The organism is Bradyrhizobium sp. KZN70725 (assembly GCF_055264925.1).
This window is the reverse complement of sequence record NZ_JBUYWT010000009.1, coordinates 198,837-211,816: the sequence shown is the minus strand read 5'-3', so window position 1 is coordinate 211,816 and position 12,980 is coordinate 198,837. Positions and strand designations below refer to the sequence as shown.

At 65.9% G+C, this 12,980-nt stretch carries 10 protein-coding genes; 3 read left to right on the top strand and 7 right to left on the bottom strand.

Annotation, left to right across the window (positions count from 1 at the left end; translation table 11 throughout):
* Positions 1-358 precede the first annotated feature (358 nt).
* Entirely contained in the window at positions 359-1,558 is a 1,200-nt protein-coding gene (locus ACZBJS_RS11815; RefSeq protein WP_310885897.1) for an FAD-dependent oxidoreductase, read from the bottom strand.
* A gap of 123 nt (positions 1,559-1,681) precedes the next feature.
* On the opposite strand from ACZBJS_RS11815, the gene ACZBJS_RS11810 reads away from it, so the two are divergent.
* A complete protein-coding gene (locus ACZBJS_RS11810; RefSeq protein ID WP_141341084.1) occupies positions 1,682-2,176 on the top strand; it encodes a MarR family transcriptional regulator in 495 nt (164 codons plus the stop codon).
* Here the strand turns inward: ACZBJS_RS11810 and ACZBJS_RS11805 are convergent.
* From ACZBJS_RS11805 to ACZBJS_RS11790, 4 genes are all read right to left on the bottom strand, one after another.
* Complete coding sequence (locus ACZBJS_RS11805; protein WP_076825280.1) at positions 2,148-3,416, bottom strand: O-antigen ligase family protein; 1,269 nt, start codon at positions 3,414-3,416, stop codon at positions 2,148-2,150. The genes ACZBJS_RS11810 and ACZBJS_RS11805 overlap by 29 nt on opposite strands.
* Positions 3,417-3,562: 146 nt before the next feature.
* Positions 3,563-5,107 (bottom strand): undecaprenyl-phosphate glucose phosphotransferase, encoded by a 1,545-nt coding sequence (locus tag ACZBJS_RS11800; RefSeq protein WP_057020669.1) that lies wholly within the window; start codon positions 5,105-5,107, stop codon positions 3,563-3,565.
* A gap of 115 nt (positions 5,108-5,222) precedes the next feature.
* Complete coding sequence (locus tag ACZBJS_RS11795) at positions 5,223-6,362, bottom strand: glycosyltransferase family 4 protein (protein ID WP_316397290.1); 1,140 nt, start codon at positions 6,360-6,362, stop codon at positions 5,223-5,225.
* 3 nt (positions 6,363-6,365) lie between these two features.
* Positions 6,366-6,977 carry a polysaccharide biosynthesis/export family protein gene (locus ACZBJS_RS11790; RefSeq protein WP_463438720.1) on the bottom strand — a complete coding sequence of 204 codons (612 nt, stop codon included), beginning with the start codon at positions 6,975-6,977 and terminating at the stop codon, positions 6,366-6,368.
* 175 nt (positions 6,978-7,152) lie between these two features.
* On the opposite strand from ACZBJS_RS11790, the gene ACZBJS_RS11785 reads away from it, so the two are divergent.
* Complete coding sequence (locus ACZBJS_RS11785) at positions 7,153-9,495, top strand: GumC family protein (protein ID WP_316397291.1); 2,343 nt, start codon at positions 7,153-7,155, stop codon at positions 9,493-9,495.
* A gap of 9 nt (positions 9,496-9,504) precedes the next feature.
* Here ACZBJS_RS11785 and ACZBJS_RS11780 read toward each other — a convergent pair whose 3' ends face one another.
* Positions 9,505-10,485: a Bug family tripartite tricarboxylate transporter substrate binding protein gene (locus tag ACZBJS_RS11780; protein WP_057020864.1), complete on the bottom strand. Its 981-nt coding sequence runs from the start codon at positions 10,483-10,485 to the stop codon at positions 9,505-9,507.
* A gap of 139 nt (positions 10,486-10,624) precedes the next feature.
* Here ACZBJS_RS11780 and ACZBJS_RS11775 point away from each other — a divergent pair, with 139 nt between their 5' ends.
* The gene (locus ACZBJS_RS11775; RefSeq protein ID WP_316397293.1) at positions 10,625-11,584 is read left to right on the top strand and encodes a LysR family transcriptional regulator; all 960 of its coding nucleotides are present in this window, start codon (positions 10,625-10,627) and stop codon (positions 11,582-11,584) included.
* 50 nt (positions 11,585-11,634) lie between these two features.
* Here the strand turns inward: ACZBJS_RS11775 and ACZBJS_RS11770 are convergent, their stop codons facing one another.
* The gene (locus tag ACZBJS_RS11770; RefSeq protein WP_016844958.1) at positions 11,635-12,972 is read right to left on the bottom strand and encodes an MFS transporter; all 1,338 of its coding nucleotides are present in this window, start codon (positions 12,970-12,972) and stop codon (positions 11,635-11,637) included.
* Positions 12,973-12,980 lie beyond the last annotated feature (8 nt).

The window sequence follows — 12,980 nt, the reverse complement described above, 5'->3', positions numbered from 1 at the left end:
GCGCATCGCCGCTCACACCAACTGCATCAAAATGCTCCCGCTCAGGTTCGCCGAACTCGTCGGCCAGCTCCTGCTCACGCGTCGATCCCTCGCTGCCATCGACAAACCTCCGCCCATCAACCCCAGCCGTCGGAAATCAACCATCTCACCTGACCAGATGGAGCTCCGCTATGCCTGAATTTCCCCGGACACCCCTGCGCTTGCGGGGAGAGGTCGGATCGCATCGTCAGATGCGATCCGGGTGAGGGGTACAGGTCCGTCCGATCGCATTGCTCGTGGAGAGAGCCGCTCACCCCAACCCTCTAAGAGCGAGCTTCGCTCGTCTCGACCCCGTGAAGGACGGGGAGAGGGAGAGGCGCTACGCCGCCGCGCGCGGATTATAAGCGTACATGAAGTCCATTCCCTTGGACGACACCGGCAGCAGCAGCTTCAACATGTGATCGCGGAGCCAGGCGCCGGTCGGGCTGAACTCGCGCTTGCTGTTGCCGTTGCGGCGGGCGATCGCCACGATCTTCTCGGCGCGCGGGCGCCGCTCGTGCTCGAAAGCCTGGAACGTCATGCCGAGCTCCTGGCCGTCGCGCATCAGGATGCCGAGCCGCAGCGCGTCTTCCAGCGCCAGCGATGCGCCCTGGCCGGCATGCGGGCTCGTCGCGTGCGCGGCGTCGCCGATCAACAGGGTGCGCTTGCGCGACCAGGTCGGCAGCGTCGCGACGTCGAGCGTGTCGGTGACCACGATATTCTCGGCGGCTTCGATGATCTCGGGGATCGGCGCGTGCCAGCCGGCGTGGAAATCGCGCAGATGCTGCCTGATCGCGGCCTGGCTCTGCAACCGGTAGGCCGCCGCGGTCATGCCGTGCGACGGCTGCGTGCTCCACCACATCGCGCCCGTGTCCGGATCGGGGCTGCACATCCCAAAGCCGAAGAAGCCGCTCTGCCCGAACGTGGTCGCCACCCTCTGGCCGATCGGCAGCTTCTCGATCACCGCGCGGGGCACGAATCCGCCGAAGCCGATCAGCCCGGTGTCGAACGGCGTCGGGCCGTCAGGGATCACATGGCGCCGCACCGCAGAGTGCACGCCGTCGGCGCCGATCACGAAATCACCCTCGGCGGTGGTGCCGTCGTTGAAATAGGCGATCACGGGCTGATCGCCGCGGTCCTCGATCTTCACCAGTTTCCTCTCGAAGAACACCGAGACGTTGGAGGCCCAGGCCTTGTCGATCAGCGTCTCGTTCAACGTCGCGCGGCACATGTTCACCGCGGGCTGGCCGAAGCGCTGCTGCATGTTCTGGTTGAGCGAGCCGAGCTTCTTGCCGCCCTGCGAATAGAAGTCGAAGGACTCCGCGATCGAGCCGTTGCGGATCAACTCGTCGGCGAGGCCGAGCTCCGCCAGCACGTGCATGCCGTTCGGCGCGATCTGCAGCCCGCCGCCGATCCCGGTGGAGTAGGGCCAGGCTTCATAGAGCTCGGTCTCGATTCCGGCGCGGGTCAGGAACATCGCGGTGACAGGGCCTGCGATGCCGGCGCCGATGATCAGAGCTTTACGGGGACGTGAGGTCATGCCTTGCTCCATGCATCCGTGTGGGATAGGAAAGGTCAGTTGCTAATTATCTTAGTTTATAAGATATTAGGCGAGTAAGATATAGGAGCCGATTTGTCAAGCACGACGTCGCGCGAAGCGCTGATGCAGGAACTCGAGGAGGCGATGCGCCGGTCATCCGCGCAGGGCGTGATGTACGGCCAAGCCGTTGCAAACATGGCCGGAATCTCCAACTCCGACATGGAATGCATGGACATCCTGCACCTTGAGGGGCGTGTGACCGCGGGGCGCCTCGCCGAGGTCACCGGGCTGACCACCGGCGCGATCACCGGCGTGGTCGATCGTCTGGAGAAGGCGGGTTACGTGCGCCGCGAGCGGGACGAGAGCGACCGCCGCAAGGTCTTCATCTCGGTGGTGGAGGAAAAAGCGGCGGAGATCGGCAAGTTCTACGTGCCGATGCAGGAGGCGATGCTCAAGCTGTGGAGCAGCTACACCGACGACGAGCTGCGCTTGCTGCTGCGCTTCGCCAATGACGGCTACAAGGGCGTGCTGGAAGCGACCGGAGCATTGAAGGCGGTGATCGACATGCCGCCGGAGCAGCGCGCCAGTCTCAAGATGCCGCCGAAGACTCGTCGATGATCCGTGCCGACGTCGCGCGGTAGTGCTCGGCTGCCGCATACATGCCCCACATCGTGCCCAGCATCATCCAGAAGTGCCGCCAGTGGTCGGTATCGATGATGAAGCTCTCGCCGACGAAGCCGAGGAACGCCGAGAAGACCGCGAGATAGCCGCGCTGCCACGGCACCCGCATGTAGATGTAGCGGAAGCCGATGATCGCGGTGACGAACACCAGCGCCGGATAGCAAATCCCCGAGATCCAGCCGCCCGACATGAAGGCGTTGAGATAGGAATTGTGGGTGTCCTCGGGGAAGTAGGTGTGGAATTGCAGCGGCCCGATGCCGAACGGCAGCTCGAGCGCCATCTGGGCGCCGAGGATGTGGCGGCCGAACCGGCCGAAGCGGCCTTCGTCATAGCTCTGGTCGAAGCTCGCGCGCTGCTTGAACATGTCCGCGACCGAGCCGATCGAGAGCAGCACAGCGATCAGCGCCACGGCCAGGATCGCGGCGATCAAGGTCATCACGATGATGCGCGAGCGCTGCGCCTGCGAGCGGCTGGTGAACACCATCAGCGCCAGCATGAAGGCCGCGGTGATCACGAGGCCGCCCCAGGCGGCGCGCGAGAACGACAGCAGGATCGCGAGCGAGATGATGCCGAAGGCGATGGCGTTGCGGAGCGCCTTGCCGAAGCGGTCGGAGACCACGCTCTGCAGCGTGAACAGCGCCGGCAGGATCAGGAAGGCGCCGAGCACGTTCGGGTCCTTGAAGGTTCCGCGGGCGCGGTCATACAGCGTCAGCAGGTCGTAGCCGCCGGGCACCAGACGGAAGTAGCCGGCGATGCCGGCGAGCGAAGCGATCATCGCGCCGACGATCAGGCCGCGGCGCAGCATGTCGAGGCGGGCTTCGGTATCCTCCGACATCACCATCGCGAAGAAGATGACGGTGATGGCCATGTACCAGGAGGTCAGGATCCAGTTCACCACCTCCGGCTTGTCGAGGAACGGCACCGCACCGATGCTGTAGCCGACATTGAGCACGATCAATGTGAACAGCAGCGGCATGAACACGAGCCGCATGCGCAGGCCCGTGGCGAAGAACAGCACGCAGGCAGTCAGCGTGACGAGCTCATACGGGCTCGGCTCGATGAACACGATGGCGCCGGACGCGCCGGCCAGCCACACCAGCGCCCGCTGCAGCGCCAGCACGCCCGTTGGTGCTGATGTCAGCGAATGGGTCGTCCCGGCTGTCGCCGCATAGGCCATCGGATACTCACGCAACGCAACGGACACAGAACCTGACACCCGTTATTGCGAGGAGCGTCAGCGACGACGCAATCCACCTATCCCCTAGCGGCAGCGTGGATTGCTTCGCTGCGCTCGCAATGACGTGCGGTTTGAACCCGCCTCGATCAGTACGCGTTCTCGCTTTTCGTTAGCAGCGAGAACGGGGTCTTGAGCAGGATGTAGAGGTCGAACAGCACCGACCAGTTCTCGATGTAATAGAGGTCGTATTCGACGCGCTTCTGGATCTTCTCGTCAGTGTCGACCTCGCCGCGCCAGCCGTTGATCTGCGCCCAGCCGGTGATGCCGGGCTTGACGCGGTGGCGGGCGAAGTAGCCGTCGACCGCCTCGTCGAACAGGCGGTTCTCCAGCTTGCTCTGCACGGCGTGCGGGCGCGGGCCGACCAGCGAGAGATTGCCCTTCAGCACAACGTTGAACAGTTGCGGCAATTCGTCGAGCGAGGTTTTGCGGATGAAGCGGCCGACGCGGGTCACGCGCGGATCGTTCTTGGTCACCACCTTGGAGGCGGTGGGGTCGGCCTGATGGTGGTAGAGCGAGCGGAATTTGTAGACGTCGATCCGCTCATTGTTGAAGCCGAAGCGCTTCTGGCGGAACAGCACCGGGCCGGGGCTGTCGAGTTTCACCGCGAGCGCCACCAGTCCCAACACCGGCAGCGCCGCAACCAAGGCCAGACCGCCGACCACGCGGTCGAACAGCCATTTCAGCACCAGATCCCAGTCGGTGATCGGCGCCTCGAACATATCGAGCGTCGGCACCTTGCCGATATAGGAATAGGAACGGGGGTGGAAGCGCAGCTTGTTGGTATGGGCCGACAGGCGGATGTCGACCGGCAGCACCCACAGCTTCTTCAGCATTTCCAGGATGCGGGTCTCCGCCGAGATCGGCAGCGCGAACAGCACGAGGTCGACGCGGGTGCGGCGGGCGAATTCGACGATGTCATCGATCTTGCCGAGTTTCGGTGCGCCGGCGCAGGTGTTGGTGGCGCGATCGTCATTGCGGTCGTCGAACACGCCGAGCAGATGGATGTCGGAATCATCCTCGGCGTTCAGCGCCTCGATCAGCTGCTCGCCATTGTGGTCTGCTCCGACGATGATGGTGCGGCGGTCGAGCCGGCCGTCATGCGCCCAGGCGCGCACCATCGATCGCAGCAGCAGCCGTTCGGCGATCAGCACCGCAAGGCCGACGCAGAAGAACGACGACAGCCAGACCCGCGAGACCTCGCCGCCGAGCTTGACCAGGAAGGAGATGCCGATGAACAGCAGGAACACGACGGCCCACGACGAGATCATGCGCGTCATCTGGCGAAGCTGGCCGCGGAAGATCTGCACCTGGTAGATATCGGCGGCCTGGAAGCAGACCACGGCGGCAGCCGACATGCCGAGGATCGATGCGATGTACCCCCAGTGAATACTGCCGCCGGCGAGCGGCCTGACATAGGCGAGATAGAGCCCGACGCCGACCAGGCTGAGCAGCACGAAGTCGGCGAGGCGAACCACGCCGGCGATCACAACCGGCGAGTAGGCGCCGCGAACCTTCTGGTTGGTAACGGCGAGCGCGGCCGGCGAGAGGCGCCGGCGCCGTTCGATCTGCGGCTGAGCGGCCGTCGCAGACGCAGCGGCATCCAGCATCGAGCGTGCGTTAAACGGTTCCACGAGTCCACGTCCATTCCTGCGCATGCAGATGGGCATCCGCGCGCAGCACGAAAATTCCCCCGGGCGTGACTTAAGGGGACAAATCGGAAGAAACGGTTACGTGTGCAAGAAGTGGTTAACGTTTGGCAAATGCGTCGCGATAGCCGGCCAGTACCCCCTCGACCATCGCGCTTTGCGAGAAATGTTCCGAAATCCGCTCGCGCAATCGCTCGGCGCGCGCCGCGGTCGCGGCGGGATCGTCGAGCGCGGCCTTGATCGCGTCGGCCATCGCTCCAGCATTGCTCGGCGCGAACAGGGCGTCGGTGTGGGTATCGAAGATCTCCGGGATGCCGCCGACATCGGCGGCGATCATCGGAACGCCGGCCGCGCCCGCCTCGATCACTACATAGGGCATCGAATCGCCGCGCGAGGGCACCACGAGCAGGCTGCCCTTCGAAAAGCCATAGCGCGCCTTGACGTGACCGATGAAGCGGACGGCCTCGCCGAGCGACAGCCGCTTCACCTGCTCCTTGAGGCGCTCGAATTCCTCGCCGTCGCCGCCGAGCGTCAACGTCACCGGCTCGCCCTCGGCGCGCAGCTTCGCCACCGCGTCGATCAGCAGATCGGCGCCCTTGATGCGCCGGAACTCGCCGACATAGGCCACGTCGGTGGCATCGTCGGCGCGGGGGACCGGTTCGAACTCCTCCGCGGTGACGCCGTTGAACACGCAGCGCACGAGGCCTGCCGGCTTGCCGACGGTGCGCTGATAGGTGTCGCGGGCAAACGCGCTCTCGAACAGGAACAGGTCGGTGCTGTTCATCAGGGTGCGCTCGAGCTGGCTGTAGAAGCGGCCCTTCCAGGTGTCGAGCGGGTAGTGCAGCGAGCCGCCATGCGGCGTGTAGACCCGGATCACCTTGCCCGACCGCCGCCGCAGCCGGACATAGGCGCCGGCCTTGGCGCCATGCCCGTGGACGACATCGGGTTTCAGCTTGCGGATCAGGCCGGCGATGTGGGCCCAGACCATGAAGTCGGCGAAGCGCGGCTCACGGCGTATCGCGACGCGGTGGACGCCGAGCTTGAGCCGCGGCTCGATCTCGGCAAGCGCCGCGTCGGCCCGCGCGCCGCCGGTCAAACTGTCGGCGACGATGCCGACATGATGGCCGCGTTCGATCTGGCCGTTGGCGACGTCGAGGATGTGACGAATGATGCCGCCGACCGGGGCACGCACCACGTGCAGGATGCGGAGGGGCGGTTGCTGATTTTGATCCTGCGCCATCGATCAGAACCAGCGCTCGCCGACGAACACGGTGTCGCCGGGGCCGATCGGCGTGCCCAGGGGAGCGACCAAGCGGCCGGCGCCGGATGCATTGGTGTGGGTGACGGTAACCTCGTCGCGCCTGGCGCGCGGCGAGAAGCCGCCGGCGATCGCGATCGCGCTTTCGACCGTCATGTTGGGCACATAGGGATATTGGCCGGGGGCCTGGACTTCGCCGAGGATGAAGAACGGCCGGTAGGCCTCGATCTCGACTGCGACCGACGGCTCGCGGATGAAGCCGTTGCGCAGCCGCGCGGTGATCTCGGCGGCAAGCCCGGCGGGCGTCCGGCCGCGCGCCGGCACCGAGCCGATCAGCGGCATGGTGATCGCGCCCGCGGCGTCGATCGCATAGGCGTTGGTCAGCCCTTCCTGGCCATAGACCACAACGCGGAGCTTGTCGCCGGGGCCGAGATTATAGCCCTCGCGCGTCGGTGCGGGATCGGCATAGGCCACGGGCGCAGCATACGCCATCGGTTCGAGACCGGGGTCACCGGCAAGCGGCGACGTTCGGCCAATGCAGCCCGACAGCGCGAGCGCAGCGACCAGACAAATAAGGGGAGCGCGCAGATCGCGCATGCAAGGAATCCCGCGACAATATCGGCTCCGATTAACGGCACCCATGGTTAACAAAGAATGACGGGGCGGGTGGTGGCGGCCATGCCCGTCAACCCCACCGATTAACCCAGCGGCAACCTTAATGGACTGTAATCGCCCCATTGAGATGGAGTCGCGGTGTCCGCGGGGGTTCGTTATGCGTTTTGCATTCTGGCGTAGAGGCAAGGATAAGGCCGTCGTGCAACGGGCGTTGCCGAAGTCTGCGCCCGTTGCCGACGAAGCTGTCGTGAAGCCGGCTGCGCCCAAGCCTGATCCCGACAAGCCTGCTCCTGACAAGCCGGCCCGTCCGGCGGAGGCGGCCGATCTTGACCTGCACGTGCTCGGCCGCGCGCTGGCGCGCAAGCGCGGCTGGATCATCGTGCCGACGGTGCTGGTGTTCGCGTTGTCGCTTGCCGCGGTCAACGTCGTGACGCCGCGCTACAAGTCGGAAGCGCGAATCCTGATCGACAATCGCGAGAACGCCTTCCTGCGTCCGAACGGCGAGCGCGACCTGGAGCGCACCTCGCTCGACGCCGAGGCGGTGACGAGCCAGGTGCAGCTGTTGCTGTCGCGCGATCTCGCGCGCGACATCATCAAGAAGAACAAGCTGGCCGAACGTCCGGAGTTCGATCCGGTGCTGCGGGGCTTTTCGCCGCTGAAGTCGCTGCTGGCGCTGTTCGGCATCGGCCGTGACCCGTTCAGCCTGACGCCGGAAGAGCGGGTGCTTGATTCCTATTACGAGCGCTTCCAGGCTTTTGCGGTCGACAAGTCGCGCGTCATGGTAATCGAGTTCCAGTCCGAGGATCCCGAGCTTGCGGCGCGCGTCGCCAACTCGATCGCGGACGGCTATCTCGTGCTGCAGCAGGCCGCGCGGCAGGACCAGGCCAAATCCGCCAGCACATGGCTGCTCGGCGAGATCGACAAGCTGCGCACCAAGGTCGCGGAGGCGGATTCGCGCGTCGAGGAATTCCGCTCGAAGTCGAGCCTGTTCGTCGGCACCAACAACATCCCGCTGTCGAACCAGCAGATGGGTGAGCTGAACACGCAGCTCAACAATGCCCGCGCGCTGAAGGCGGATGCCGAGACCAAGGCACGGCTGATCCGGGAGATGCTTCAGGTCGGCAAGCCGATCGAGGCGTCGGAGGTGCTCAATTCCGAGCTGATCCGCCGGCTGGCCGAACAGCGCGGCACGCTGCGCGCGCAGCTTGCCGAGCAGTCGTCGACGCTGCTCGACAACCATCCGCGCATCAAGGAATTGAAGGCGCAGATCGCCGATCTCGACCGGCAATTGCGCGAAGAAGCCGGCAAGGTTTCGCGCTCGCTGGACAATGACGCCCGCGTCGCCGATGGCCGAGTCATGGCGTTGCAGGCGAGCCTGGACCAGTCGAAGAGGCAGGCGTCGTCTAGCAATAGCCAGGACGTGCAACTGCGCGGGCTGGAGCGCGAAGCCAAGGCGCAGCGCGACCTGCTGGAGGCCTATCTCGCCAAGTACCGCGAGGCGACGGCGCGCGAGAACATCGAGGCCGCGCCGACCGACGGTCGCATCATCTCGCGCGCCTCGGTTTCGAATACGCCGGCCTATCCGAAGAAGCTGCCGATCGTGCTGATCGCGACGCTGGCGACGCTGTTGCTGTCATCCGGCATCATCATCACCGGCGAGCTGCTGCGCATCTCCGCGCCCGGTGCGGTTGGCCGCGCCTTCGCGCCGGCGGCTGCCGTGATCAGGCGCCGCGAGCCGGTCATGGATGCCGCAACCGTGGACCACCCCGCGCCGGCGCTGCCCCCTGAACCCGCGCTCGCATCGCCGGTCGCGCCGAAGCCGGCCGTGGAGCCCGAACTGCCGCTGGAGCCTGCGGCTGCCTATGAACCTCCGCCGCAGCCTGAGTCCGCCCAGACTGCCGACGAGATCGATGAGCTCGCCGAGCGCCTTGTCGCCGCCGGTCCCGCCGCCCACAAGGTCACCGTGCTCGGCCCGGCCGCGGCTGATAGCGTTACGTTGACCGCCCTGACGCTGGCGCGTCTGATGGCGCGCCAGGCCAAGGTTGTCGTCGTCGATCTCGTCGCGTCCTCGCCGGTGCTGACGTCGGCGACCGTCGATCCGGCGGCGCCCGGCCTTGCCGAGCTGATGCAGGGCGAGGCGACCTTCGCGCAGATCATCACCAAGGACCGGCAGTCGCGTGTTCAGATCGTCAGCGCCGGGCGTCCGGGCTTCGATCGCTCGCATCTGCAATCGCCGCGGCTCGCCCTTGCGATCGATGCGCTGCTCAGGGTCTACGACCACGTGCTGCTCGACGCCGGTTCGGCCCTCGACCTGCCGGCCGAACTGCTGACCGCGAAGGCGCAGGCGGTCGTCGTGCCCGACGCCACCATGGCGCAGGATGCCCGCCACTCGATGGTCGAGCAACTCAGGGCGGTCGGCTTCGCCGAAGTGACGATGCTGAGCAAGCCCTGCGCGGCGTCGGAAGCGGCTGTGAGGGGCCCGCGGGTGGTGGCTGCCTGAGCGCCACCGTCAGCCCGTCGGGGTAAATCCGGTCGCCCGCACGATCCCTTTCCAGCGATCGGATTCGGTGGCGAGCAGTTGCGCAAAGTCATTCATCGCGATTGCGTCGACGTCGACCGACAGTTTGGCCATGCCGGACTTGACCTCGTCGCTGCGCAATGACGCCTGGATCGCGCCGTTGAGTTGCGCGACGATTGCCGCGGGCGTCTTCGCCGGCAGGAAGATGCCGAACCAGGTCACGTCCTGAAGCCCGGGGTAACCGGCTTCCGCCACCGTCGGCACATCGGGGAGGGATTTGAGACGGCTGGGACCGGTCGTCGCCAGAGCGCGAAGCTGTCCGGACTGGACCTGACCCAGCAGGCTGTCGATCGGCATCACCGCCGACGCGATCTCGCCCTTCAGGAGATCCTGGACCGCCCCTCTGCCTTGATAGGGCACGTGGAGATAGTCGAAGCCCGCGGTTCGGCCGAGCATCGCACCGATGAAATGCAGGGTGGTGCCAACGCCCGGCGTGCCGTAGGTCGCCTGTGTCGGGTTGGCGCGGCACCAGGCGACGAAGTCGGCGAGGCTCCTGACATCGTTCGGGACTTTCGGGCCGATCGCCAGCAGCGTCGCGAATGAGCCGACGGTCGATACCGGCGTGAAGTCCTGCGGTGTGTATGCGAGCGAATTGTAGGTGTGTGGAAACAGCGCGATGAACCCAAGCGGCGCGAGCAGCATGACCGATCCATCGGCCTCGGCGTTCTTTACCGCCTCGATCGCAATCCGGCCGCTCGCGCCGGGCCGGGTCTCAACGACGATGGAGTCGGCATAGTCCTTCATCTGCCCGGCAACGAGCCTTGCGACGGCGTCGGGCAATCCGGGCGTGTAGCCGGTCAGGATATGGGCGGTCTTCAGGCGGGGCTGCGCGCCGACTGGCCGGACCAGGCCTGCGGCGGCGAGCGCGGCACCGGCCGCTGACGCGGTCAGGACGTCGCGACGGGTCAACATGCATGCCTCCATGGTCGTCGAGCCGCGCCGTTCGGGGCGCGACGATCTGCGTCATCGCACGCGGAGGATGCGTGAGGCGGGGATAAACGTCCAATGCTAGTGTCTGAGGCGTCCATAACCGTTTTGGTAAGGATCGCTGATGCAGGACATCGAGCGTGCCCGACGCCGGATCAAGCTGCGCGACCTGCACATCCTGCTCGTTATCGCGCAGCGCGGCAGCATGGCGAAGGCTGCCGCGGAGCTCGCGGTGTCGCAGCCGGCGATTTCGCGGGCGGTCAGCGGCATGGAGCACGCGCTCGGCCTTCGGCTATTCGATCGTTGCCGTAACGGCATCGAACTGACGGCCTATGGCCATGCTCTGGTGCGACGCGGGGTCTCGATCTTCGACGAGCTTACCCAGGGCTTGCAGGAGCTCGAGTTTCTGGCCGATCCGAGCATCGGAGAGTTGCGCATCGGCAGCACGGAGAGCATCGCAGCGGGCTTGCTTCCGGTGGCGATCGACCGCTTCACGCGGCAGCATCCCGGCATCCGCATCAATGTCGCGCAGACCGTTCTCAGCGATCTGCGCTACCGCGAACTGCGCGAGCGCAACATCGATCTGTTGCTTGGATGGACGCCGACGCCGTTTGACGAGACGGACCTGGCGGTCGAGCCCTTGCTCGACGATCGGCGCGTCGTGGTCGCGGGAAGGCGAAGCAAATGGGCGCGCGCGTCCAGGCTCGAATTGGCCGACCTCGCACACGAGCGCTGGGTGCTGCCTCCGCCGGACACCTTTCCGGGCGCCGCGGTGGCGGAGACGTTTCGCGAATTCGGAATGCAGATGCCAAGCGCGCCGATCACGACGCTGTCGCTTCATTTGTGCTGCCGGCTCGCCGCGACCGGCCGCTTCATCACCGTGCTGCCGGGCTCGGTCGCGCGGTTTGCCGGCGGTGATCTCGGGCTGAAGGAGCTTCCGGTTCAGCTTCCGCGAGCGGCCGCCGTCTCGGCCGCGATCGTCACGTTGAAAGGCCGCACCTTGGGCCCGACCGCCGAGATCTTCATCGCGTGCATCCGTGAGATCGCCAAGGCGGCCGCAAGCAAGGCGGCCGCCGGCAGGTGACAGGCATTACCGGCGCCGTTCCCATCCCATCCGGTGGAGGCGCCCGATGCCTAGTGCGCCATCATCGGCTCGCGCGCGGTTCGCTCGAGCACCGGATCGATCCGCAGCCTGATCGTGACCAGCGCGCCGATCAGTCCCATCACGGCGAGCAGCAGCAGCCCTGCCGTAAAGCTGCCCGTCAGGTCCTTCAGATAGCCGACGGCGAATGGGCCGGCGAAGCCTGACAGGTTGCCGAGCGAGTTGATCGCGGCAATGCCTGCCGCCGCCGAGGCGCCGGTCAGGATACCTGCCGGCATCGGCCAGAACATCGGCGGCACCGCCGACACGCCGATCTGCGCAAGGCAGAGCAGGGCGACGATCAGCACCGGATTCGACACCAGCCCGGCAAGGCCGATACCGACGGCGGCGAGCGTCAGCGCGCCGGCGACATGGTATCGCCGCTCGCCGGTCTTGTCGGAATGGCGGCCGAGCAGCACCATGCCGACCGCGCCGAACACGAAGGGCAGGGCCGCGATCAAGCCGGTCTGGGTGTCGGTGACGCCAAACGCCTTGATGATGGTGGGCAGGAAGAATGCGACGCCGTAGCTTGCCGCGTTGAGGCAGAAATACACGAAGGCGCAGGCAAGGACCCGCGAGTCGGTGAGCGACTGCAGGACGGAAATATGCTCCACGGCCTCGGTTTGCTGCCGCTCGCGCTCAAGCGTCGTCTGAATCCACTTGACCTCGTCGGGCTGCAGCCAGCTTGCCTGGCGCGGAAAATCCGGCAGGAAGGTCAGGACAGCGAAGCCGACCAGGACCGACGGCAATGCCTCGCAGACGAACAGCCACTGCCATCCGGTCAGGCCGGCGCCCGACAGGTTGAGCAGCAATCCCGAGATCGGCGCCCCGATGATGCTCGAGATCGGGATCGCCAGCATGAACAGGCTGATGACGCGCGCGCGGTACACCGACGGGAACCAGAGCGTCAAATAGAAGATGATGCCCGGGAAGAAGCCGGCTTCGCAGGCGCCGAGCAGGAGGCGCAGGAAGTAGAAGATCCATTCGCTCGACAGGCCGCTCGCCGCGGACATCTGCGGGATGAAGGCAAATGCGGCCGAGACGATGCCCCAGCTGATCATGATGCGGGCGATCCACCGCCGCGCACCGAACCGCTCCAGCAGGATGTTGGAGGGCACCTCGAAGAAGAAGTAGCCGATGAAGAACAGCCCGGCGCCGAGCCCGTAGGCGGCCTCGCTGAGGCCGAGCGCCGCGTTCATATGCAGCTTGGCGAAGCCGACATTGACGCGATCGAGATAGGCCACGAAGTAACACAGGATGAGGAACGGAATCAGCCGCCGCATCATCTTTCCGATCGCGCGCTTCTCGACATCGTCGCTCATCGTTCCCATCCCTTCCT

Excerpts from the sequence above, each read along its gene's own strand:
- ACZBJS_RS11815 (WP_310885897.1), bottom strand. The coding sequence starts at position 1,558 with ATGACCTCACGTCCCCGTAAAGCTCTGATCATCGGCGCCGGCATCGCA.
- ACZBJS_RS11810 (WP_141341084.1), top strand. The coding sequence starts at position 1,682 with ATGCAGGAACTCGAGGAGGCGATGCGCCGGTCATCCGCGCAGGGCGTG.
- ACZBJS_RS11805 (WP_076825280.1), bottom strand. The coding sequence starts at position 3,416 with ATGGCCTATGCGGCGACAGCCGGGACGACCCATTCGCTGACATCAGCA.
- ACZBJS_RS11795 (WP_316397290.1), bottom strand. The coding sequence starts at position 6,362 with ATGGCGCAGGATCAAAATCAGCAACCGCCCCTCCGCATCCTGCACGTG.
- ACZBJS_RS11790 (WP_463438720.1), bottom strand. The coding sequence starts at position 6,977 with ATGCGCGATCTGCGCGCTCCCCTTATTTGTCTGGTCGCTGCGCTCGCG.
- ACZBJS_RS11785 (WP_316397291.1), top strand. The coding sequence starts at position 7,153 with ATGCGTTTTGCATTCTGGCGTAGAGGCAAGGATAAGGCCGTCGTGCAA.
- ACZBJS_RS11780 (WP_057020864.1), bottom strand. The coding sequence starts at position 10,485 with ATGTTGACCCGTCGCGACGTCCTGACCGCGTCAGCGGCCGGTGCCGCG.
- ACZBJS_RS11775 (WP_316397293.1), top strand. The coding sequence starts at position 10,625 with ATGCAGGACATCGAGCGTGCCCGACGCCGGATCAAGCTGCGCGACCTG.
- ACZBJS_RS11770 (WP_016844958.1), bottom strand. The coding sequence starts at position 12,972 with ATGGGAACGATGAGCGACGATGTCGAGAAGCGCGCGATCGGAAAGATG.